Consider the following 24953-nt stretch of genomic DNA (forward strand, 5'->3'; position numbering starts at 1 on the left):
ATGCAACCTATTCTAGCAACTGATTTTTCAAGCGGTCTGAGCGGTATTGCCAAATTGTTTGCACGCGACTGACAGCGGTCTGGCCCGCGTCTTTCAGGCGGCCATTTCGAGAGCGTAACCGTCCCAGAGGCCGAAAGCATCGGTTCTGGCGGGACGGCATGAAACGGTAGAGAGTTGATAGCGGCGGGGTCGGAATATGGCTGTGGCTCTACATCGTGTAATCAGTGTTATGGTGAATTATTAGAAGTATTCCATTGGCGACTTTATACCAACCGGTTTGGCCGTCACTATCTTAATTCGCGATTTTTTGGTAGATTACTCAAACTATACTAGAGAATTTATTGGCGGAGTGCATTGAATGCGGGTGTACGAAGCGGTTGTTGCCGCGCTCGAATCCATTGGTGTCGATGCCGCATATGGTGGCGCTGGTGAAAACGCCGCGGGATTGATGCTGGCGCTGGATGCCTCGGAAAAGATCAGACCGGTTATCGCCAAGAACGAACAAGGTGCGGCCTTTATGGCCTGCGGCCATGCCATGTTCACCAACAAGCTGGGGGTCTGTTTTGCGACAGCGGGCCCTGGTGCTTTCAACCTGATTTCGGGTCTGTCGGTGGCGTTGACCGACAGTTATCCTCTGCTGGCGATAAGCGGCTATTCGACATTGGCGTGGCAAGGTCGCGGGAGCCTGAACGAGACTTCGGGATTGGTCCGGACACCGGACTCGCGCATGATTTTTCGGGCGGTGACCAAGAAAGACCCCGCCACTGGAGAACCTGCAGATTATTTGGTCACCGATCCGAACGATCTTGTCGATGTGTTGCAGCGAGCGATCGATGTCGCCTTTGAAGGACGTCCGGGACCGGTTCATGTGGCAATCGCCGAAGACATCACCGACCCCAATGTCGAGGTAACGAATTTCCAGCCGTTGAAGCTGAGCAAAACCGTCATGCGTCCTGACCCGGCACAAGTCGGGAAAGTTGTCGAATGCCTCAAAAACGCCTTGGGCGACGAAAAAACGGTCGTTTTGCTGGCTGGTTTCGGGGCCATTCGAGCAGAGGCGCACGAGATCACCAGAACATTCATTGAGCGCTTTCAGATGCCTCTGCTGACGACAATGGACGGCAAGGGAATTGTGGATGAAGAGCATTCGCTTGCCATCGGGCTGTATTGCGATTCCGGCCACAAGGCGGCGTGGGAAGTCTTTGAAGAGGCAGATGTCGTTCTGGCTGTTGGAAATTCTTTCGCACAGCATGCGACTTTCGATTTCTTTGAGGATCTGTTCAAGGACAAAACGCTTATTCACATCAATATCGATCCGGGTGAGTTCGACAAGTTCTACAAGGCCGACCTTGTCATTCAGGGAGACGCCCGACTAGCATTGGAAGAGGTGTTTGCACAGCTAGACCGCCAGATAGGCCCAATCGAAGAACGCGACTATCGGCCCGAGGACTATGATGAACGGTTCATCATCTCGCCGCAGAAAGAACTTCACCCCGGTGAGATGGTGCAAAAAATCTCGCAGATGCTTCCACCCAGTGGGATCGTTCTGACTGATGCGGGGGCGCATGCTGCCTGGACGGCTTATTATCTAGAACTCGACGAAGGTCAGAATTTTCGTAAACCCGGAACTTACGGGCCTATGGGCATCGGTGTGTGCGGTGCCATTGGCGCAAAATATTCTCAAATGCACCGGCCGGTGGTCGCTGCAGTAGGAGATGGCGCCTATCTGATGACCGGGTTCGAGTTGATGACTGCAGTGCAATACGACATCCCGGTCATCTGGGTCATTTTCAATGACCGAGAGTTCAAGTTGATCAAGCTCTACCAGCTATCAGCGTTTTTCAAGACCGGTCTGGTGGAGTTCGACAATCCCGACTATGCCGCCTATGCCCGCGCCTGTGGGGCGCAAGGCTTTTCTGTCGACAAGCTGGACGATTTCGAAGAGGCATTTCGTGCCGCCCTGGCCAGCGGGAAGCCCACGTTGATCGACGCCCGGATCACACGTCTGGCCCTGCCGCATTATTCGCCTCATCCCGAAGGAATTCTGGCTGCGCTCTGGTCGGGTGTGCGCGAAAGATTTGGGTTGTGATTGGGAGGCCAAGATGACCGGCAATACCGCGACTTCGCACAAGTGGACCGAAACCTATTCTGGCGGTTCTCCGGAGGCTGAGCGAAGTGAGACCAAAAAACTTGCCGAACTGATGATGGCCGCCCAACTCAAGTCTCAGGCGGCGGCCAAGGCACGCAAGGTGGACCGGGCCTTTCACACCAAATCGATTGCGGCATTGAAAGGTGCCGAGCTCCGCTTTGTCGAAGATTTCCCTGAAGACCTGCAAGTTGGCTTTGCCAAACCCGGATCTGTTTATCCCGCGATGGTCCGGTTTTCCAACGCGTCTTCACAAACCCAGTCGGACGAGGAAAAGGATTTGCGTGGCATCGCTGTGCGCATTGAAGAGAGCGAAAGCGTCGCGCACGACCTTCTGGCCACGAATTATCCCGTGCCGCACGCGCGCAACGCCCGACAATTCGTGATTTTTGCTCACGCGCTTGCCGGAGGGAGGGTGTCGAAGCTCTTTGGCCTTTTGCAGTTGGCTTTTGTACTGGGCCCGTCCGAGACATGGCGCATGCTGCAAAACGTTCGTGAGGCGCTTAGGACTTGTGACAGTGTCGCCCTTGAAAGCTATTGGAGCCGCGGCGCCATCGCTTGGGGTAACGAGGCGGTGCGGTATGTTTTCAAGCCGGCTCCCGGCGCACCTGGCGTTGCTGGCGAATACACTGGCCCTGCACGTCTTTCATCCGAATTCGCAGCCAGACAGGCCAGGGGGGACATTCTGTTTGAGCTGTTTGCCCAACGCTTTGTATCGGAAGCCCAGACACCGATCGAAGATGCGGCGCATGAATGGGAAGAAACTGTCAGCCCTCCTATCAAGGTAGCTGAACTGGTGATACCCCGGCGGGATCTTTCCACGACCGATGCATTGGCCGACGCCGCGGCTGTTGACGGCATGGCATTCAACCCGTGGAACACGACGGACGCATTCAGGCCGCTTGGAAACCTGAACCGGGCACGCAAGACGGTCTATGATGCCTCGGCGGCCCATCGTCAAGGCAAGCGGTTCAAGGCACATCCACTGCCATTGCAGAACCGGGTATTTGGCAATTTGGCGCGGTCCGTTCTTCGCGCGGTCAACCGGCGCGTGCCATGGCATAAGATCCCGTTTCTGTTGATACAACTGCTGAACCTGGACGCCCTGAGATACGACCTGAGACAGAAAAGTCTGCTCGACACCGATCCCGAAGAAAAGGTTCCGTCAGCGCGAACTGTCCCATCAGAACCTACCGCCGAACAGCGGCTGTATCGAACATATGATGGCACCTATAACGACCTTTCCGATCCCCGAATGGGAGCGGTGGGCGCCAGTTTCGGGCGCAACATGCCGCCACAAATCCAGCCCTCTGCAAGTCCCAACCCGATAGAGGTTGCGCGTAGGCTGATGGATCGGGACTCTTTCATCCCGGCCAAGATTCTGAATATTCTGGCGGCCTCCTGGATACAGTTTCAGGTTCATGACTGGGTCGCACATGAACGCCGCAAGCTGGGCGAACAGGATGACATTGTCCCGATCCCCGATGCCTATCCCGATTGGCGCAATACACCCGATGGAGTGCCCGAACGGGAAATGCGCATTGCGGGAAACATCCCGCTTGGTGACGGTGGCGATCCGTTCCTGTTTGCTAATGAAACCTCGCATTGGTGGGATGGATCGGAGGTCTATGGCAACAATTCAAAGACGGCGCAGTCGCTGAGAGATGGAGCCAAGCTCAAACTAGATAACGGGTATCTGCCCGAGAACGTTCACGGTTTTGAAATGACCGGGTTCAACGAAAGCTGGTGGTTGGGCTTGTCGACCATGCACACGCTTTTTGCCCGTGAACACAATGCGATCTGCGATGCGTTGAGCAGAGAATATCCGCGGATGGACGAAGAAAGAGTCTATCAGACCGCGCGACTGATCGTGTCAGCGTTGATTGCCAAGATACATACGGTCGAATGGACCCCCGCCATTCTTGGCACCGAGGCGCTGGATATCGGGATGAAGACCAACTGGTTCGGTCCGCCAAAGTCCTGGCTGACACGGTTGGGGATATGGCTGACGGACGTGCATGCCTTGAAGGGCATTCCGGAAACCCTTCCTGATCACCACACGGCCAGATACGCGCTGACCGAGGAGTTCGCGACGGTTTACCGGATGCATCCGCTTATTCCGGATGATTACATCTTTTATGACTTCGGGTCCGGCAAGGAAAAAGCGCGGCTTGGATTTTTGGATATTCAGGGCCAGCACACCGATGACCAATTGCGAAAGCTGGGACTGAGGGATGCGCTATACTCACTTGCAGTTGCCCATCCCGGAGCAATCACACTGCACAACTTTCCAAAGTCGCTTCAGAACCTGGAGCGATTTGGCGAGTTGATCGATTTGTCGGTTGTCGACATTGTACGAACCCGCGCGCGACGCGTACCGCGTTACAACGAGTTTCGCAAAGGTTTGCATATGCCCCCGGTAACCCGGTGGGAGGATTTGACGGCAGACCCCGCAACAAACCGGACACTTGAAGAGCTTTATGGCGACATCGACAAGGTCGATACGGTAATCGGCTTGCTGGGGGAAACGCCCCCCGACGGGTTTGGATTCTCCGACACCGCGTTTCGTGTGTTTGTTCTGATGGCGTCGCGGCGGTTGCAGTCAGACCGGTTCCTGACCACCGATTTCAGACCGGAAGTCTATACACCGCTGGGTATGGATTGGATTGCACGGAACGGGATGAAGTCGGTACTGCTGCGTCACTTCCCCGAGTTTGCATCGGTCTTGCCAAAAACGGGTACCGCTTTTGCTCCATGGCGGGTTGTAGACGGAGGGTGAGATATGGGAAAAGCCGACACCTCGAAGGGGCTAGATGCCTTTTTGGAAACCCCCCTTGCCCGAACCCTTTGGAACCGGCGAACCAAGCGGGTCAGCCGTGGTTCGAACGTGGTTGCAGGCTCTTTAAGTTGGACGTCAGAAAACGAACGTTCACCCCTCGATCCATTGCAAGAGGCCATTCTGATCGCGGCAACCGGCGCGTCAGGCATGACCATGCCGGACAGACCCTTTTTCGACGACGAAAGCGGCGATCCGATCATGTCCAAACCCAACCTGGTGATGGAAGGGCGCACTGCGGGAAGCCCGGATAATGCGCAAGGCACGCATTTCTTCATGATCAACGATAGCGGTACATATTTCCTGCGCCGTCTCGATCCATTGGCAGGCGGCACCAAAAACTGGACGCCGGATGTGTTGATGGAGCGGGCGGAACGAGCCAAGGTGCGCATTCTGGATCGCCGTATTGATGTGCCCGGCGATATGCGCGACTTTCCGGCCTATCTTGATGCAAACCGGTTTTTGTCGAACAGGCCCGGATCAACGATCTTTTTCCCCGTGGTGGATCTGTCGCACCAGTACATCAATGCGTTGATGTATCTGCTGACCCAACCCGACCATGCGCGCCCGGTCATTGTGGATGATCGGAACTTTTATCAGCCCGCTGGTGTCAAGGAGTGGATCAAGAAGGGATTCCTGAACCCCGATATCAAAATTCCATTGGGCGCCCTGGGCCAGATGCGTACTCAGATCGAAGCGGATCTGCTGATTCAAAACCTGTTTCTGGTCACGGAGGCCTTGGGCCTCGGTGGCTGGATACACGCTGCAATCTCTCCGCCTGTTTTGCTTGGCGATCCGAAGTTCCAGAAGAAATACGGATCCATGCTGAACTTCGATCATGTTTCGCCAAGATGGCGGTTCATGGATTTGTTCCGCTGGCATACGCTGCCGATCACAAGGATGAAGGATGTCCGCGCTCACGCAGTGGGACTGCGTCACCACGGGGAACATCTGATCAAGGGCAAATGCCCACCCTATTACAATTCAATGTCGGATGCCGTTGATGCGGTTATTGCCGGCAAGTTCGGCGATGGCGGCATCTACAAAAACGAGGAGTTGTTCGCCAGGATCTACAAAGGTGATTTTGGGAACAAGTATCTGGAAGAGGCCGGAGAATACGAGCAGGATGTGATCAACTGCGCGCGCGATATCTGCACCTATATCCATGATACACACGGGCGCTTTCCAGCGCATTGCGAAGCGATTCACGCGCCGGGAATCTGGCTGCAGACGCACCGGGTCGAAAACGAATATTATGAGACTTACTTTGACGACGGTTTGACCGAGGCACAGCGCGCGCAGGACGCGAACTGGCCTTCGTGAGGTCAGAACAAATCGCCCCGATAGTCGCGTGGCCGCACGCCCAAAGCATGGGAGTTCAAAACGTGTGAAAGAAGCGCAATCGGCAAAAGCGCCAGGGCCTGAGCCGTAAGTGCGTCTGCGCCAGACTTCAATACCAGCTGCAGTAGGTAAAGGTTCGACAGATACACGACGATATTCGCAAGGATATAGACGCGCGACCTGGTTGTTCCTCTGGAACGGAACACATGAGTTGCGTGGCATCGCAGATTAAGATCCCAACACAAAGCGAATTGCGCGGTTAGCGCGAGTAACGGATTCAGTCCGGCAAATACCAGCACCGCATAAACTGAATAACCCGACAAAACACAAAGCAATCCAAAAGGAACAAGGTTAAGCCTTAGTCCTCTGGGGAGTGAGATGTCATCAACCGGTCTGGGCAAGCAGCAAACAGTCATCTGCCCACCCTCTGGCCAAAGGCAATGTCTGCAAAGCGACGCTTGCAGACAGACCCCAATGCGGCCTTAGTATTTTCAAAGCCGGCTTCGTCGGACCACGACGAAGACGGCAAACCCTTTTGCTTATCCCCACTCATTGGGACAACCCCCCAGTACCATTTACAACCAAACCACCAAACACGGTGCACTACATTCAAACACATCGCGGGAAACGTTCCTGCGATCATCGAGCGAACGTCTCTCGTATCGGGACCTAAAGAAAGAAGGTTGGCCGCGAAAGAACACCCCGCGTTCCTTGACCTTCCTGCTTTGCTAAAAGGTGGAAACACCAAAAACTAGAGACGGCGATCGACTGTTTCAATCTACCACATCTGAACAGTTAGCATTACAAATTTCTTAAATACGCAATGAATTCAACCAACCAGTTCAGCTTGTGGATTTTGATATTTTTTTACTTACAATGTGTTGCGCGGCGTTCTTCATATGCCAATCGGATTTCGCAAAAATCCATCCCGTCAACAATAACGTAGAGGAATGATTAATCATCCAGTCAATGGAAACATTGCTGCGGTTGGGGCCACTTTCGCGATTGCCTGCCGTTAGGCGTTTCAATTTGTACGCCCCTGCCCTGCAGAGCTGGAGCGCCTTTTGAAATCACACGTAGAAGCAAGTCATCCGTCGTGCCGGTGCATCACAACTCCAGCACGCGGGACAGGCTAATCTCGGCGCGGCCCACCGCCTGTACGATTGTCTCGACCTGCTGACGTTGCAATCCCGCCAGTTCCGGATCATCAGCTCGGATCAGGGTGATCGCCTTACGGATTTCAGATTGAGCCGACTGGATCGCACGTCGTGCTTGTGTGGCGGCCTCACGCCGGATGGATTCACGTTCTGCGGCCGTGGTTGCCAGGGCAAGACGGCGATTGGCATTCTCGCCTGCTTCCCGTACCCCGGCGGCCGCACCGCGGACAATGTCTCCGATCTGTTCCAAACCGGGCGGCAGGTCGGATGCAATGCTTTCAAGATCGCCCGCGTAGTCGTCCATCGCATCGGCGAGACAGGCCAGGTACAATGCAACATCGTCACCTTGGCCACCGCACGACGCGATACGGGCATCCAAGTCATCGGAAACGATTTCGACCGTATCCAGCGTCTTGGCTGCTTCTTCGACCGGTGTGACGGCAGTGCCACCGGTGCTGGAGCCACCGCCACCGCCGCCGGTACTGATCTTGGTATCTACGGTCGGGGTGATTTCGATCTTGGGTATCGGCGGATACGGAACGTTTATTTCCTCCACAACATCGAAAAGGCCGGCCACATAAGTAATGACATAGTTCGACAGGCCGCTGCCGGTCGCATTGGAAACAGATATTGCGTAAGGCGAGTCATCAATTGTTGCGTCCGCTGAGGCACCTGCGCTTTGCAGCTGCGCTGAGGCAACATTATCGGCCGGATTCACAAGGCCAGAAGTGGTGAATTCGGTCCCGTTGAAAACAAATTCAAGACCTTCCGGTTTTACCTGATTTAGCGCGGTAACAGTCAAAGACGCAGGATCAACGAACAATAGGCTGGTATCATAAAAAATGTCGTAGTTCCCGACACCTGACCCGATGGCGTTGCTGGATTCGATCAGATATCCGGCGCTGCCCGATGCCGGAGCGAACTGAGCCGCGCCAGCGCTGGTCAGTGTCACGCTTGTCACCGTGTCGGACCCCAAAAGGCCCGTTGTCGTAAACTCGGTTCCGGTAAAGGCGAAGCCGTCGCCATAAGTGCGGCTCAGGAAGTCGGGGGTGATGGACAAAAACGCGGGATCCACGGTCAGCTGACCGTTTACATAGGTGATATCGTAGTTGCTCAACCCCCCGCCGGTCGCGTTGCTTGCGACGATTGCGTAGGGACTTCCGGCTACACTGGCAAACTCGGCCGAGCCTGCACTTGTCAGCGTGACGCTCGACACAAAATCTTCATTCGCGACGATCAAGCCCGTTGCCGTGAATTCCGTGCCATCAAAGCTGAACGTCGTGCCATATGTCTTGGACTGGTCATTTGCGGTAATAGTCAAAGGCGCGGGTGTAACCGTTCCTGCACCGGACAGGGCCGCGACGTCATATGTTATGCCTTGAGAGCTGTTGAGCGATGTCGTCGACGTCGCAAACGTCGTACTTCCTACCGTATCGTCGGCAAAGAACAAGTTTGTGAAGGCTGGTGCGGTGTCGAGTGTGTCACCTGCCGGCCCGAACAAATAGGTTCCCGGACCACCTGTGACGGTGCCGGTTGCGGTCGCGGAGAATGTGCTGCCGTATTGGGCGGACAGTGGATCATATGTCACGTAGATCACGGGGCTGGTGGTGTAGTTCTGGGGATAGAGGCCGAATGCGCCCGGAGCCCAGTTGTTCGCGAAATCCCACCCAACGGCACTTGCCAGCGAGACAAAACCATCCGTGTCCTGAAACTGGGCCGTGTTCAACCCGGTGCCGCCCGCACTGGTGCTTTGTCCGGACGTGCCCGTGTCCCAGAAAGAACCGCTTACCGTTCCTGTATTGGCCCCGGCCAGACCACCGGTGATGGCAGTTCCGTTCGAAACCGAAACACCGCCTATTGAATAGGATGCAGATACTGTTCCACCTGCATTATTGCCAATCAGGCCCCCAGCCGTCCCGGTGCCGCCGGCAAGGGGAAGTGTTACGTCGCCGATGGCGTAAGAGCTTTGAATGGACCCGGTCGAACCATTCTCACCAACCAAGCCGCCCGCATGGAAGCTGGCGATGGTTGAACCAGACCCAGGATCGGTGCCCGTAACCGTTCCGCCCGCGTGAGACCTGAGTATGGTTCCATCGTTCACACCCGCAAGCCCGCCGATTTCAACCAACCCTGACCCAAAACCCGGCTCTTGGTAGCTGACAGAAGCCAACGAGAAACTGTCGCGAATGGTGCCGTTATTTGTTCCAACCATGCCGCCGAAGGGACCGGAGTCGCCGTACTCAAACCCACCCGAAGACTGATTGCTCATCGATCCCGAGACAGACGAGCCTTCGATCAACCCGTTGTTGACAGCGGCAAGGATACCTCCGCCGCCGGTCACGATATCAGCATTCGCGAGCCGCAAATCTGTTACGACCGCGCCGCTTCCTAGCGTGGTAAACAGCCCGCCTATAGCTCCGGAGCGGTCGACAAACAGCCCGTCAATCGTGTGGCCCATCCCATCGAAGGTTCCGTCAAACGAACTGATGGGCTGGAATCCCTCGAAACCTTCGCCAAAATCGAACCAACCAGATGTTCCGCTTGCGTCGATATCATTGGCAAGTACGAAATTCGACGAGGATAGTGAGGTGCTGTTTACCCCTTGTACGCCGTAGATGTCCGCCAATTGATATGGATTGGCAGCAGACCCGTCACCGCCGAGGGCACGCAAAAAGGTGGTGGAACCGCCGAGTTGAAAATCCGAAGCCTGAAATGCGGGCAACGTTCCGTTCACCTGAGACCAAGTACCGTTTTCCAGTCGGAAAGTCCCTACGTTTACGGCTCCGCTTGCGCCGGTGGTGATCGTGCCGCCGGCATTAATGGCAAACTCACCGGTCGTTCCGGTTATCCCGGCGTTCAGGATGACATTTCGGTTAGCTGTCAGCCGGAATTCGCTGAAGCTGTTCCAGGTAATCGCGCTGTTGATCGTAATGTCACCGACGTCCGTCCCCGAGCCGCCGAGATCCGTCGGGGAACCACCCACAACCAAAGATCCGGTGCCATTGGTGTTGAGTTCAACAGAGGTGGTGGCCAGATTGGATTCTATCGTGACCACGTCAATGGTGCCGGGCACGGTGATGTTTGTAGGATCGAGCAGCAGCAGTCCGACTTCGCCGTTGGGTGCTCGCAAATCGGCCAAACCGCGATAGCGCAAATCCAGTTTGCCCGACACTTCGGCAAAGCCACCGTCGCCAGCAATATCACCGCCCCGGGCGGATATCAGGCCGTCGAACTCGGTATAGACATCGGACCAGACGATGATGCGACCGCCGTCCCCGCTGTCGCCGCCATTGGCGGACAGCCGTGTATCGGCATCGACATCAACGTGCGAAGCGTGCTGAAGAGTGCCGCTGCCTTGATAGTCACCGCCCACGCGGATCAGGCCGCCTTGTCCCTCCCCTGCCCCGTCGGCCAGAAGCTCGGCGCCAGCAAGCGTGATCTGCTCGCCAGTGATGGTGATGTCCCCTCCGGTCGCCGGTCGAGCCACGGGACGCGGACTGGTTTCAACCAACTCTACCTGTGCAGAAGCGTTGATTGTTCCGCTGACGTTAACGCTGCCGCCGCTTCCTCCCAGAACAACGGCGCCGGAACGTCCGCCGACTGTCTGCGCCTCGATCACGCCCGACATGTTCACAACCTGACGCGCCGCATCCCGCGCGCTGGCCGCCAACAGATGCACCTGACCGCCATTTGCCTCGATCAACCCAGAGTTTTCGACCAATGCATCCATGCTGTCGTCGCTGTCGGAGGGTACGGCAACCTGAAGGAAACCGTCACCGGAGACGTCAAGCGTAATCTGCTCTCCGGCCGCCAGGCCAACCTTGCCCAGAGGGACCCGGATGACACCCGAGTTTTTGACCTTGCCACCCATCAGAGCGGCATATCCCCCCGGTACAACTGAAATCTGGCCCGCATTTTCGACACTTGCCGAACTGCCGTGCCCATTGAATCGATATTGCCCGGTAAGGAAATCGTCGTTGTTGATATCCAAAGTGGACGCCACGAAACCGCCGGTTTGTACATGTCCGTTCGGGCCGATGAAAATACCGTTTGGGTTGACCAGAAAAACCTGACCATTGGCGTGCAGCTGGCCATGAATCTGCGAGGTAGTGTTTCCGGTTACCCGGTTCAACAAAGTGCTGTTTGCCGTTGGCTGGGCAATGTTGACCTGAGCATCCTGACCGATGGAGAAACTGTTCCAGTTGACGATGGCGGCATCTGAGCCCTGATTGATGTTCATTTGGGACGACGATGGAGAAGTGATCGCCACGGAACCAGCGCTTACGGTTCCGCCCGTTGGCAGACTGTCCGCCAAGGCAGTTGTGCAGAGCAACGTCGCCAAGGTGCCGACGAGGAATGGTGAAGAATATGGGTGTGCCATCTTGTTAGAACCTGCGGCTGGCGACGATGCTGAAGCGGTTCTCATCTGGTTCAAGATCATCTCTTAACCCTCTCCCATACTCAACTCGCAATGATCCGGACTTGAATGGGGAGTTTTCAATCGTCAAAAATTCGAACCCAAGTCCGTAACTGGAAGCCTTGGTTGTGCTTTGTTCAAAAACAGTCGGATTTTCCAGTCCTACCATACCTGTGGCTCCGAACAAATATGGTTTGCCAATAAATGGATAGCCGCCAATGGAAAGCGCCATCTGTCGGGCAACCTCGGCCCTCAGGACCCATCCATCATCGCCCTTGATCGTTCCGGCATCAAAGGTCGACAACTCTCCCGTGCCGCCAAGGCTGATCTGCTCGGAGGACACCAGTGGATCCCCGAAGTTGCTTTGGGCGCGACCGCGCAACGACAGGCTCCAATTCTTGTCAAATGGGCGAAGATACTGGAAACCCAATACGAGTTTGGTAAAAACCGCATCAGCACCCTGACGTGAAAGCGGTGTTTCCCCTGGCCCCGGTGTTGTCCGCGCGCCAAACGCATCTATGCCCTGTGACAAAACTGCACTGGCTTGCAGGTATGATCCGTCATCGTAGTTCCAAGTCCCATCGAGGGAAGCCCGCAGAACGCTCAATTCGTCGTCATAGACTGGGAACTCGGTCGTTGTTCCGATCAGGTTTTGCTCGTCACTTGTGCGATCAAGAATGAACTGCGAGGACAAGTTGAACCGTCGCGACCGGATCCATGGGTAATAAAACCGGAAAGACAGGCGGTCAAAGCTGCTGTTGGTCGGAATGAGCTCATTATCTGGCGTCGACCGGCTGGATGTGCCTTCGATGTTGAAGGTCAACCCGCTCAAGCCGATCGGAAACACGGCGCCGGCAGCAAGAATGCGGTATTGGGCCGAGTCTGAAAAATACCGGGTCGGAGAGCCGCCGAGGCGAGCGTAAAACGTCTCGCCCATCTGAAGCGCGCCGTTCAGTTCCACACCGGCGCTCAAATTTAGTGGACCTAGTTCGTCGGAAAGCGAGTTGTCGAAACCAAATGATCCGGTCACCCTTTGGTATTCGCCATCCAGGGTGAGCAACGTGCCGCCATCCTGCTGACCCGTGGAAAGGGTGGAAGACAGCCTTACACCATAGGTGTCGCCGGCCAGTAAAAGTGCCCGCTCGATTTGCTGAAGACGAATGCCGCGCTTTCCGATCAGGGGATCCGTCAGGCGGACGATTCGGTTCCGCACGGGTTCGGGGACGGCTGTTGCATCAATTCGTTCAATGAATCCGTCAACCACAACGATCCTGAGTGCGCCGCCATCCCTGACAGTCTGCTGCGGCAGAACAACCCGGGCCAGCACATATCCTGCATCTGCATATTCACTTTCCAATACCCTTGTGGCTCTGAAAATCTCGGAAACAGGAACCCGTTTGCCAGCCAGAGATTGTGTGAACGCCTGATTTGCGGCCGCCATCTGAGGTAAGGCATTTTGGATTTCGACGGTGCCGATGGTGACGAATAGCCTGTCAGACCCCGGCGGAGTCTGCGCACCCGGGTCTCGCGCGACGGTCACTGGCCCTGACGTTGCGCGCTGGTTCTGCGGCTGAAAAGTGGACGGTGCCAGATTGCCGGCGGACTGTGCCGACGCCGGTCCGTTATCCGCCCCGAACAGCAACGCGGAGATCAAGCAGGCTATAAGTTTGGGCGAGACGGCTAACCGAGGAAAACGCATTGGTTCCTTACTGTATTCAAATGGTCGGGTAGTTGACAGAGAACCCCTTTTAGGCCGTATCAGGCAAGCACAAAGAGCCGAGATGTGTGTTTCTCGTTAATATCCGGGGCCAAGTATGTTGGAGGAGCAACAAATTTCCGCCACATTCCGAAACCTAGGCTATCTTTGTTCCCGACTGCTTTGAACCGGAGTTCAAGCTCATGCTGACCAAATCCCAACGAGCCTTTTTGGAAAGATTTACAGATACGCAGGGGCCCGAAGGCGGCGATCGGACCGATGAAAGCGGCGATTTCGAACGGACTGCACAAGATTTCGAGTTACTTTTGGCGCGGGTTCATGCCTTGCCTCCGCGAGGGGCGCGGTTGTTGCAACCTTTGTCCGCCCCCCTTTCGAAAGCACTTTCCAAGGCGCGCGATCTGATTGCCCAGGGTGCTGGAGAAAACGCTGAAATAGTATTGGATCGGGAACGTGACACGGCTCGCGCTCTGGATCGGGAGTACGATGCGGCCGTCTTGTACCTGGAGGAAGAGAAGAAGTTTCAGACGCGGCTCAAGCAGACCCTGGCCCAGAAACACACTGGGGGGGATATAGCCATTCTCGATTATCTCGCGCGCATGGAAGCAGACGAAAAGCGCAGGCAGGCGGCAATCGCACGCGGGGATATCGGGCAGGCTCTGGCCGTATGCGAAGGGCAGGATCACCGCCATACTGCCATGATGCAAGAGGCCTCACGTGGGGCCGACTATGCGCGCCTGGTCACGGAACTTACTGCTGAAATCGCAAGGATCGAAGCCCTTGCTCCAGCAGGTGGTCCGGCGCGGCCAGTTCTGAACGACGTCCGCGAGATGATGAACGACGCCGCCAACTTTACCAAAAGCGACAATTGGGTCGGTGCGGTTGTCATGCTGCAAAAGGCGCGTACCGAATTGCGAGTGGGCACAAAGGGGCTGGATTTGGCTTCAAAGTTGCCCGCTGTGGAAAAAGATGACGACTTCGACAAAGTCTATGCCCGAATTTTCGCGATGGTGGGAGGGTTGAAAAAGCTACCTGCTTCCCGCCAATTCTCGACTGAACTGTCCGAGTGCATAAAGACACTTCGGCAAGCTCGAGCCATCCTTCCTGATCAAGCGGGTGCGCTGGCCATGCTTGAGACTGCACGGCGGATCGTCGAACAAGTGACCCAAGATGTCCTGCAGGACGGAAAATACGCCAGCGTATTCCGACAGTTGGTCGCCCGTGCGAAAGAGTTGCAGCGCGTCAACGTGGGCAATTGCGTCAAACCAGAACTTGGACAGGTTCATGCGGCTTTGGCCGAGGCCGATCAAGCCGCGCGTGCTCGAAATTTTCTGGCTGCATTTCGCTGTCTCGAAACGGCAGAAGCGGCGATAGCGAATGGCAATGCCGCTGCCCGTGTGTATTTGGAATTTGTCGAACCGGCCCATGCGGCCATCGCGTCAGCGACGCAAAATCGCGATCAAGCTGAAAGCTTGTTGGACCGATTGAAAATGGCATTCCAAAACCGCGAGCTTGATGAAGTGAAAGTGCTTTCTGAAGAAGCGGTTGCCTTCGCGGAACAGGAAATGACCGTATAGAACAGGGCGCTCATGAAGGCTTGGAACGGTTCTGTTGCAAGGACGGATTTCGAAACGTGGATTGCCGCTAAAGCGCGCCTTCTTCGATCCATTCCTCGATTTTGTTGCGGCTGACTTCGAAATGCATCGAGTCTTCGCGGCCCCAGGCCGCGCCCCATACCCAGCCCTCTTCGCGGAAGAAATCGGCCAGGATCGTCAGACCCAACTGGGTTTTCCCATCGCCCAATGTGTCCAGAACACCGTCGATGTTCAAATCCACAGCCAAACCGTAAGCATGGGCTGACGCCGATGAGGTCGATCCCCGGATCAGCCGCACACACAGCGAACCGGCCGTGTTTATCCGGGCATACAGGTCCGGATCTGTCCTTCGAATGTTGTCGAAGACCTGACGCAGAGAATCGATTGCGGGTCTCAGCATACGGACCTGCACCGGGCCAACCTGTTCGAGGATAAGCTTGTCAGCCAACCGCTCGTTGGTCATGGCTTGGCATGTGTCGGTCAGGTTCTCGCGTGGCGGCCCGAAGGTTTGAGCCAGAAATGATGGCGACGCGATCTCCAACTCTCGGTTCACCTTGTTTCTGTTGGCAATCAGAACGACCTGAGCATAGGCATCGATGATATCGTTGGGTGACGTGCTGTCGTAACCATATGAATCCGCATCAAGGCTATCGGGTTGAAGTAACGGTGCGGCATTGCCGGATTGCAAGCGCCCGATTTCACCGGAAATTTCTTCCAAGCGATTTCTCAGATCTTCGACCTGCTGGCTGAGCATTTCAATTTCGATCCGCGCACCTGAATCGATGGCCGGGCCATCAAATGTCTCGTCAGACGAAACAAGCATCGGGAAGACGTACCAGATGATAGGTGCCAGCAGAATTGCGATTGCCAGAATTATCGCAGGCACGATGCGCATGAGTTATTTCCCTGTGAACCGACGTTCTTACCGCTCAGCGATACTTTAGGATGCTCTTTTGCAACTGTCACGTCGAAGGCTCAACAAATGCACATAATGATTGTGACACCAATTCCCGTTGGTTAATCTCAGGAGAACTCTTCATTTGGCGCCAGGGAGCCGGGCAATGTTCTTCAAAAAAAATCTCGTTCGTTTCTGTTCATCGGTCGCGGTGGGGTTGTTCGCCCTGCAAGCGGCAAGCGCACAAACTTCGAGCGAGATGACGGCAGAAGAGATGACCGATGCGTTCAACAAGCAAAAAACGCGCGGCTTGGTTATAGTGCCTTCAACGCAAGCTACGACCGCAGAAACCGAAGAAAGCAGTGGAACCACAGTGGCTGCAGCGGCAGATTATCAAGAAGTCGCGAAGGAGGATCAGGTCAATTTGCAGATCAGTTTCGATTTTGACTCTGCGGCGTTGCGTGACGACCAGAAACCCAAGCTCGCTTCGCTTTGCCAGGCCATGAAATCGGTGGATGTTCAGGTCTTTCAAATCATCGGGCACACAGACAGTTCGGGGTCGGCAGACTATAACCAAAACCTGTCCTTGCTGCGTGCAAAGGAAGTAAAACGTCATCTTGTGGGTGATTGCGGCATTCCGGAAAACCGGCTGGAAGCCATCGGGATGGGTGAAACCGTTCCCTATAACTCGGACGATACCCGCGCAGATGAAAACCGTCGGGTGGAATTCCAGGCGCTTGGTTAAGAACGTACTCGCTTCAACCGATTGATCTATGGGGGCCGAATGACCGAATCCCGCGCCGGTGACCTGTTTCAGCCAGGCGACTTGGTAAATAATACTTACCGTATCGAGGCGATCCTGGGCCGGGGTGGCACGTCGGATGTGTATCGGGCCAAGTCGGAAATTTCAGGCCGACAAGTTGCGCTAAAAGTGCTAAAGGCAGAGTTTTCGGGCAATGATGATTACCTCGTCCTGCTCACGCGAGAAGAGGAAATCCGTGAAATCCGGCACGATGCAGTGGTGCGATATTCGGAAAATCACCGAACTGCCGATGGCCACGTTTATCTTTTGATGGATTATGTGGACGGGCCGGGATTGGACGCAAAGCTTAAAGAAGGCCCGATGTCTTCTGCGGACCTTTTGACAGTCTGCAAGAGGGTATGTGAAGGCCTTGAGGCGGCGCATGCAAGGAACATTGTTCATCGGGACCTGAGTCCGGACAACATCATCCTGCGCAACGGCGACCCGGCGCAGGCAGTGATTATCGACTTTGGCATCGCCAAGGACACCAATCCCGGCGCAGAAACCATTGTCGGCAACGAATTTGCCGGGAAATATGCCTACGCCGCACCAGAGCAACTGTCGGGCAAAACGGATGCCCGCACCGACCTGTACTCTCTGGGCGCTCTGCTTTTGGCTAATTATCGTGGCAAGTCACCCGAGATAGGGCGCAATCCGATGGAGGTGGTCGAGAATAAGAAAAAGCGTTTGGACACAGAAGATGTGCCGGACCCTTTGAAGTCGATAATCGACAAGATGACCGCCCCCGACCCCGACGACCGTTTTCAAAGCGCGTCAGAGGTTTTGCGCGCTCTTGCCAATCGCAAGGCCGAGCACACAACACCTTTGGAGGATGCGACGATTATCGTGCCCAAGGGTGCTGCAAAACCAGAACCGGCGAAGCCACAAGCCGCGCTCATGAAGGAACCAAAATCTTCGCGCCCTGCACCACAGGCGAATGAAACAGGGTCGCGCAGTGGGTTGGTTGTAATTTTGCTTGTTGGTTTCTTGGCTTTGTTGGGCGCAGGCGGATACGTAGCGGGATTATTCGACAGCATGATGGGACCAACCTATCCTGTAGCCAACCCATATACACTGATTGTGGAAGCGCCCCAAAACGGCGTTCCCCGTGCGATTGGCAATGTACCGACTGAACAGATCAGAGAGGAAATCACTGCAATCGTGGAATCTGACGCTGGATTCGCCCAACTCACACTGGCATCTGGTGAAATTGCTGAAACATGGGGCGCGGACGTGGTGGCCACAATAAAGGCCCTTTCTCCGTTGGACTCCTGGAGACTTGAGCTGAATGGGAATGACGCGTCGGTCAACGGCCTGACGAGTGACAAGGGTATCCAGGAACAAGTTGAACAAGTTTTCAGCGCGGGATTTTCCGGCGGATTGAAGGGCAATGTTTCTGTGGAACTGAGGGAACTGTTTTTGTCTGCCGAAGCAATTACATCGGTTCTCGAAAACCTTGCCGATTGCGGTGAGTTGAACCTAGTGGACCCTCCGGCCGCCGGTTACGGCCCCGAAAGCCAGATCCTGGTCAAGGGAACAGTTGCAACGGCTGAAACACGTGCGGCCCTGTTCGATTCCGTTCGCGCGGTTGGGGGAGAGCGTCCGGTTACCGTCGACACCAGTATCCTGAATCCGACGTTGTGCCTGATCGAGAATTTTCTCCCGGCAGCGCCAGCGGGGGAAATCGGTATAGACTTCAGCAACGGAGAAGCGGGTAACGCACCAAACCCGACCGGGGATTATGTGGTTGGCGAAAACCCGGTTATCGACATAGTGTTGCCTGCTGACGCTCAGGATGGCTTTCTGTCTGTTTCGGTGTTGGACGTTTCCGGCAACGTGTTCCATCTGATTCCCAACATTTCACGCCAGAACAACGACATTTCGACGCTCCGTAACGGACGCAACGGACCTTTGTCAGTGCGCGTCGCCTATTCCATTGCGGAAAGTCAGGAAAACGGCGGCATTGCGTTTCAGGTCGATGACAGCACGCTTGGTAAAAGCAAGATTATCGCCATTCATTCCGACGAACCGCTGTTCGAGAGCATGCGGCCAACAACCGAGTCCGCTGTTGGCTATGCCGAAGCCTTACGAGATCAAAGCCGCAACCAAAGCGCGCGTATTTTGTCGTTGGACAGCCGGATATTGACCACGCTCGACAAGTAGCGACTCGAGGACTGAAAACCTGTTTGCCCTACGAACTTCGCACACCCAGCCGCGATATTGAGAAGTTGCACCTTGCCTAACTCGCGAACGGTCGGGGTTATTGGCGGCAGACAGGAAATGACGCTGCTACGACAAGCCTCGCTGGAAAAATCTGAAAGCCGACGTTTGTATTGCCAGTTTGTACTGATCAATTATACATATGTCGCATGACAATTTGGCTTCCTGACCCCAGTTCCCTCGGCTCACCTATACATTCCAGTCTCGCGCGATCCATTGCGAGGGCGATCTCTGATGGCAAGCTGCCAAAGGGTACGCAGCTTCCGACTCATCGCAAACTGGCCGAAGAACTGGGCCTGAGCGTACATACGGTCAGCAAAGCTTATGAAAGTTTGCGGCGGCAACGGTTGATTGATGGTCAGGTGGGACGGGGTAGCTACGTTCTGGATCCTGACAAACCCAACGACCAGCCGTTTCAACTGAGCTCGGAAAGAGGATCCGGTTTCGACTTGTCGATTTCTCGACCGGTTTTCTCGCAGCAACATGCAGAGCGGTTTCAGCAGGCGTTGAAGGAGTTACCCGAAGGGTTGGACCCGACCTACTATTTGTCTTGCCGTCCGAATATTGGCCATGACGCGCATCGCGCCGCCGGAGCGGATTGGTTGAGGATTTGCGGATTGGAAGTATCCCCGGAACGCATCATCATGACAAATGGGGTCAGCCACGGGATGTCTGCCGCGCTGTCGGCGTTGACCCGCCCGGGTGACACGGTGGTATCTGACCGGATCACGCATCATCTATTGGTTTCTGGATGTTCCTATCTCGGACTGAACCTTGTGGGGCTTGAGACGGACGCGGATGGCGTCATCCCTGATGCGCTAGAGCGTCATTGCCGTGAAAAATCCGCTAAAGTATTGTTTTTACTTCCGTCATTAGCCAACTCCACGGCAGGAATGATGCCTGAAGGCAGGCGTGGGGAATTGGTGGAAATCGCCCGAAAGTACGAATTGTACATCATAGAGAACGATGCGTTTGGTCCTGTTGCAGAATACCGGCCTGTTCCCGTGTCCGCCCTGGCGCCCGAACGATCGATATATCTGACAACCTTCACCAAGTGCACCGTGTCCGGGTTGCGCGCAGGCTACATGGCCGCGCCGGACCATCTGCTGCCTGCATTGACCGGGCGGATTGTCGTGTTCGGCTGGATGGCGACACCATTGATATGCGAACTGGCAACCCGGTGGGTAAAGGATGGAACCGCAGTTGAACTTGCGCAATGGCAGCGGCGCGCGTTGGACGAACGCTACCGTATTGCGGCGGACGTACTTGACGGCTGGCGGTGGCAGGGGCACCCATCGGCGCTTCATTTGTGGCTGCCGCTGACAGAGGGATGGACCACTGGAAGTTTTGTCTCGTATGCGCGCGAACTGAAGGTGGCGGTAGCCCCTGATGCGCCTTTTCTCACTCCAAATACATCGCAGCAAAATGCAGTACGCATCTCGCTGGGCAGCATTCAGGATCTGGAGCGGTTCCGGCAAGGCCTGGAGCTGATTGCCGGTATGCTCAGGCGGCCGCCCGAGGGAGTTGCCCCTTTCACGTTCTAACATTGTCATGCTACAATAAAAAAATTGACATGCAGTACAATTTCTCTCAAACCGAACACGACGGTGCTCCGGCGCCGGTGATCTTGGGAGGAAACTATGGCTCAATCCATCAAATTTACATTTGGAGTCCTGACGGCTGCGGGAATTGCACTGACAGCAGGCACCACCGTGCAGGCGGAAACCTGGCGGTATGCATTCGAAGAAGCGATGACCGATGTGCAGGGCATTTATGCCCAGAAATTCAAGGAAGAGATCGAGGCGAACTCGGATCACGAGATCCAGCTGTTCCCCTATGGCACCCTGGGTGAATCCGCCGATATCATGGAGCAGACTCAGGACGGAATTCTGCAGTTCGTGGACCAATCACCAGGTTTTACCGGGTCGCTGATTCCCGAAGCGCAGGTCTTTTTTGTCCCTTACTTGCTGCCCACCGATCAGGAGCATCTGGCGCGCTTCTACAAAGAGAGCAAGGCGATCAATGAAATGTTCAAACCACTCTACGCCGATCAGGGGCTGGAGTTGTTGAACATGTTCCCCGAAGGCGAGGTCGCCATGACCACCAAAACGCCGGTTGCAACATGTTCCGATCTGGACGAAGTGAAATTCCGGGTCATGACCAACCCGCTTCTGGTGGAAAGCTACAAGGCTTTTGGCGCCACGCCGACGCCACTTCCCTGGGGCGAGGTTTATGGTGGTCTGCAGACCAATGTTATCCAGGGACAAGAGAACCCGACGTTCTTCCTCTACTCCACCAAGATCTACGAAGTGACCGACTACATCACTTATGCAGGACATAACAACTTCACCACGGCAGTAATGGCCAACAAGGATTTCTATGACGGGTTGAGTGCCGAAGATCAGCAGGTCGTTCAAAACGCGGCCCAGGCCGCCTATGACCACACGGTTGTGTATCAACAGCAGGCGGCAGAGACGGAGCTGGCCAAGATCATGGAGGCCAAGCCGGAAATGCAGGTTACCGTGCTGAGCGATGATCAGCGCCAGTGTTTCAAGGAGGCGGCAGCCGAGGTTGAGGCGAAGTTTGTCGAAATGACCGGCGATAGCGGCGCGGCCATTCTCGAGCAAATGAAAGCGGACCTCGCGGCCACAGCAAACTGAAACCCTTTGGTGAAACGCGACGGGCCGGGACTTTACCGGCCTGCCGCCCAATCAATAGGGAGAGAAAATGGGCAATCCGCATGATTCGGCCTTGCCGGGATTTTTGGGTGTTCTGGACAGCGCAATAAGCCGTACGGAATCATTTCTGTTGGCCGCAGGCGTCCTGCTGATGGCGGCCAATACCGTGGCCAACGTTGTTGGACGGTTTTTGCTGGGGCATTCGATTTTCTTTTCCGAAGAACTGAACCGCATACTGATCATCCTGATCACATTTGCTGGTATCAGCTATGCTGCACGCCATGCCCGTCATATCCGCATGTCGGCCATCTATGACACGTTTCCACCACGCGTTCGCAAGGCACTTATGGTCGTGATTGCCGTGATCACGGCATTTTTCATGTTCCTGCTCTGTTACTACTCGGTGAAGTACATCGGCGCTCAGGCGTCGCGCGGGCGCGTGTTGCCCGCGTTGCAGATCCCTGTTTGGGTGATTTTGATCTGGGTACCTGCCGGGTTCTTCATGACCGGCACCCAGTATCTGCTGACCGCGGTGCGTAACTTTACGTCGCCCGAAATCTATCTCTCGACCCATGTGCAAGAAGGGTATGAGAGCGAAGAAGAAATCGAGATCTGAGGGCAATTCAATGGCTGCAACAATTTTCCTGACCATGATTGTCCTGCTTCTTCTGGGCTTCCCGATGATGATCCCGCTGATTGCCGGTGCATTCATCGGTTTTCTGATGCTGTTCGGTGATTTGGCCAGGACCGAGACGATGGTGCAGCAGATGATGGCCGGCATCCGCCCCGCATCCTTGATTGCGGTGCCGATGTTCATCTTTGCTGCGGATATCATGACGCGCGGCCAGTCAGCCGGACGGTTGATCAATGTGGTGATGGCCTATGTCGGCCATATCCGTGGCGGGCTGGCGATTTCCACCGCTGCTGCCTGCACCATGTTTGGCGCCGTTTCGGGATCGACCCAGGCAACGGTTGTGGCGATCGGCTCGCCGCTGCGGCCCCGCATGTTGAAGGCAGGCTACAAAGACAGCTTTGTGCTGGCACTGATCGTCAACGCCAGCGACATTGCCTTTTTGATCCCGCCATCGATCGGGATGATCATCTATGGTGTTGTTTCCAGCACGTCGATTGCTGAACTGTTCATCGCGGGCATTGGCCCCGGGCTGCTGATCCTCGTTTTGTTTTCCGGGTACAGTTACGTGTACGCCGTGCGCAACAACGTTCCGACCGAACCCAAGGCCAGTTGGGGCGAGCGCCTGACGACCATGCGGGAGGCGCTTTGGCCAATGGGCTTTCCGATCATCATCATTGGCGGCATCTACGGAGGCATCTTCAGCCCGACCGAGGCGGCAGCGGCCTGCGTGCTTTACGCGCTTATCCTCGAAGTTGGTGTCTTCCGGTCGATGACGCTGGCAAATGTTTATGACACGGCCAAATCCACTGGTCTCATAACAGCCATCGTCTTTATTCTGGTTGGCGCTGGTGCTGCGTTTTCCTGGGTGATTTCTTTCGCGCAGGTGCCGCAGCAGATACTGGGCGCCATCGGTATCAGTGAGATGGGCGCGATTGGCGTGTTGTTCGTGATTTCAATTGCGTTTTTCATCGGTTGCATGTTCGTGGATCCGATCGTGGTGATCCTGGTACTGGTTCCGGTCTTTGCACCCGTCGTGAAATCGGTCGGTATCGATCCCGTGCTGGTAGGCACCATCATTACGCTGCAAGTCGCCATCGGCTCGGCCACACCACCCTTTGGGTGCGATATATTCACCGCGATTGCGGTCTTCAAACGCCCTTATGCCGAGGTCGTACGCGGCACGCCGCCATTTATCCTGATGCTGCTGGGCGTGTCGGTGGCACTGATATTTTTCCCGCAGATAGCATTGTTTCTGCGTGATCTGGCCTTTGCCAAGTAAGGGAAGGATATCCCCATGTTTGCTTCAATCCTAGTTCCATTTGACGGATCTCACGGGGCCGAGGCGGCCCTGCAAAAGGCGGCGAAACTGACGCAGCTGTGCAAAGCCGATTTGACCCTACTGACGGTATATCGTCACCACTCCCTGCTCGAAGCCTCGATGCATATAGTAGGTTCGGACAAACCCGACAATCTGGACGACATCATGCGGGGACACGCAAAAGAAGTGGCCGAGTGCGGCAAGTCTCTTGCAAGCGAAGCCGGCGTTCCCAATGTGCGGGCTTTCGTCAAGGGCGGTCCCGTCGCGCGCACAATCGTCGGCTTTGCCAGAGAACACCAGAACGATCTGATCGTTATTGGCAGCCGCGGGTTGGGGTCGCTCGAAGGGGTGTTTTTGGGTAGCGTTTCGCACAAGGTGACCAGCCTTGCCGAAACGCCAGTTCTTGTCGTTTAGGAGTACGAAAATGGCACTGGATATCCACACCACACCGTCGCGCATTCCCGCCCGGCTGGACACCCGCCCGGTAAAAAAGCGGATTGCTCTGGTGGCATTGGCAACCGATCATACGTCTGAGCGCGACTTCGCTCGAATCTGTGATCCGGATCAGGTTGGCGTTTACGTGAACCGGATCGAATTCGAAAATCCGACCACCAAGGAAACGCTTCTGAAGACCGGGCCGCGTCTGACTGCGGCCGCGGCGCAGATCCTGCCGGATGAAGAGGTGGATGTGGTCGCCTATTGCTGTACCGCGGCCTCAATCGTGCTGGGCAATGATACCGTGACCCGGTATCTGAACGCCGCCAAGCCGAACACGCCCTGCGTCACGCCGAGTTCTGCTGCCTTTGATGCCTTTGCAGCCCTTGGCGCAAAACGGGTGTCATTGCTGACTCCCTACAGCCCGGACGTAACCGATGAAATGGCTCAGTACTTTGCGGCGCATGGTCCCGAAGTTGTCAGCGCCACCTGCTTTGGGCTGACCGATGACCGGCAAATGGCGCGGATTTCCGAGGACAGCATTATCGACGGCGCGATTGCTGCCTGTGACAGCCAGGCAGATGCACTGTTTCTCTCCTGCACCGCTCTGCGTGCCGCAACTTGCGTGCAACGGATCGAGGATGCGTTGGGCAAGCCGGTTGTGAGCTCGAACCAGGCAATGGTCTGGCGTTGCCTGCGCTTGGCCGGAATTCCGGATCAGAGACAGGGTTACGGCAGGCTTTTTGAACTATAGGCAGACGGACA

At 55.6% G+C, this 24953-nt stretch carries 16 protein-coding genes; 12 read left to right on the forward strand and 4 right to left on the reverse strand.

All coding sequences use genetic code 11. From position 1 onward, the window contains the following. Window positions 1-358: 358 nt before the first annotated feature. From ACR0LZ_RS19835 to ACR0LZ_RS19845, 3 genes are read left to right on the forward strand one after another with little or no spacing between them, the layout of a single operon-like run. The gene (locus ACR0LZ_RS19835) at window positions 359-2089 is read left to right on the forward strand and encodes a thiamine pyrophosphate-binding protein (RefSeq protein ID WP_480751883.1); all 1731 of its coding nucleotides are present in this window, start codon (window positions 359-361) and stop codon (window positions 2087-2089) included. A gap of 13 nt (window positions 2090-2102) precedes the next feature. After that, on the forward strand, window positions 2103-4925 hold the full coding sequence (locus ACR0LZ_RS19840; protein ID WP_480751884.1) for a peroxidase family protein: 2823 nt from the start codon (window positions 2103-2105) through the stop codon (window positions 4923-4925). A gap of 3 nt (window positions 4926-4928) precedes the next feature. Beyond that, a complete protein-coding gene (locus ACR0LZ_RS19845) occupies window positions 4929-6305 on the forward strand; it encodes a hypothetical protein (protein WP_480751885.1) in 1377 nt (458 codons plus the stop codon). Between the two features lie 2 nt (window positions 6306-6307). Here ACR0LZ_RS19845 and ACR0LZ_RS19850 read toward each other — a convergent pair whose 3' ends face one another. The 3 genes from ACR0LZ_RS19850 to ACR0LZ_RS19860 all read right to left on the reverse strand — a co-directional run bounded on the left by ACR0LZ_RS19850 (window position 6308) and on the right by ACR0LZ_RS19860 (window position 13437). Next, a complete protein-coding gene (locus tag ACR0LZ_RS19850) occupies window positions 6308-6739 on the reverse strand; it encodes a GtrA family protein (RefSeq protein WP_480751887.1) in 432 nt (143 codons plus the stop codon). A 691-nt stretch (window positions 6740-7430) separates the two neighbouring features. Next, window positions 7431-11861, reverse strand: coding sequence for a two-partner secretion domain-containing protein (locus tag ACR0LZ_RS19855; RefSeq protein ID WP_480751888.1), 4431 nt, complete (start codon window positions 11859-11861; stop codon window positions 7431-7433). A 4-nt stretch (window positions 11862-11865) separates the two neighbouring features. After that, window positions 11866-13437 (reverse strand): ShlB/FhaC/HecB family hemolysin secretion/activation protein, encoded by a 1572-nt coding sequence (locus tag ACR0LZ_RS19860; protein WP_480751889.1) that lies wholly within the window; start codon window positions 13435-13437, stop codon window positions 11866-11868. A gap of 359 nt (window positions 13438-13796) precedes the next feature. On the opposite strand from ACR0LZ_RS19860, the gene ACR0LZ_RS19865 reads away from it, so the two are divergent. Then, entirely contained in the window at window positions 13797-15188 is a 1392-nt protein-coding gene (locus ACR0LZ_RS19865) for a hypothetical protein (protein ID WP_480751891.1), read from the forward strand. Between the two features lie 67 nt (window positions 15189-15255). On the opposite strand, the gene ACR0LZ_RS19870 is transcribed toward ACR0LZ_RS19865, so the two are convergent. Continuing rightward, a complete protein-coding gene (locus ACR0LZ_RS19870; RefSeq protein WP_480751892.1) occupies window positions 15256-16101 on the reverse strand; it encodes a M15 family metallopeptidase in 846 nt (281 codons plus the stop codon). A gap of 166 nt (window positions 16102-16267) precedes the next feature. Here ACR0LZ_RS19870 and ACR0LZ_RS19875 point away from each other — a divergent pair, with 166 nt between their 5' ends. The 8 genes from ACR0LZ_RS19875 (at window position 16268) to eutA (ending at window position 24942) form a co-directional block, all read left to right on the forward strand. Next, window positions 16268-16846: an OmpA family protein gene (locus tag ACR0LZ_RS19875; protein WP_480751893.1), complete on the forward strand. Its 579-nt coding sequence runs from the start codon at window positions 16268-16270 to the stop codon at window positions 16844-16846. 39 nt (window positions 16847-16885) lie between these two features. Beyond that, window positions 16886-19066, forward strand: a complete 2181-nt coding sequence (locus tag ACR0LZ_RS19880) for a protein kinase domain-containing protein (RefSeq protein WP_480751894.1) — start codon at window positions 16886-16888, stop codon at window positions 19064-19066. Between the two features lie 206 nt (window positions 19067-19272). After that, window positions 19273-20667 (forward strand): MocR-like ectoine utilization transcription factor EhuR, encoded by a 1395-nt coding sequence (gene ehuR, locus ACR0LZ_RS19885; RefSeq protein ID WP_480751895.1) that lies wholly within the window; start codon window positions 19273-19275, stop codon window positions 20665-20667. A 96-nt stretch (window positions 20668-20763) separates the two neighbouring features. Next, window positions 20764-21783, forward strand: a complete 1020-nt coding sequence (locus ACR0LZ_RS19890) for a TRAP transporter substrate-binding protein (RefSeq protein WP_480751897.1) — start codon at window positions 20764-20766, stop codon at window positions 21781-21783. A 67-nt stretch (window positions 21784-21850) separates the two neighbouring features. Beyond that, window positions 21851-22417 carry a TRAP transporter small permease gene (locus tag ACR0LZ_RS19895; protein ID WP_480751898.1) on the forward strand — a complete coding sequence of 189 codons (567 nt, stop codon included), beginning with the start codon at window positions 21851-21853 and terminating at the stop codon, window positions 22415-22417. 10 nt (window positions 22418-22427) lie between these two features. Continuing rightward, complete coding sequence (locus tag ACR0LZ_RS19900; RefSeq protein WP_480751899.1) at window positions 22428-23714, forward strand: TRAP transporter large permease; 1287 nt, start codon at window positions 22428-22430, stop codon at window positions 23712-23714. 15 nt (window positions 23715-23729) lie between these two features. Next, the gene (locus tag ACR0LZ_RS19905; RefSeq protein WP_480751900.1) at window positions 23730-24167 is read left to right on the forward strand and encodes a universal stress protein; all 438 of its coding nucleotides are present in this window, start codon (window positions 23730-23732) and stop codon (window positions 24165-24167) included. A 10-nt stretch (window positions 24168-24177) separates the two neighbouring features. Beyond that, a complete protein-coding gene (eutA, locus tag ACR0LZ_RS19910; protein ID WP_480751901.1) occupies window positions 24178-24942 on the forward strand; it encodes an ectoine utilization protein EutA in 765 nt (254 codons plus the stop codon). Window positions 24943-24953 lie beyond the last annotated feature (11 nt).

It is taken from the genome of Ruegeria sp. CI1 (assembly GCF_056536925.1).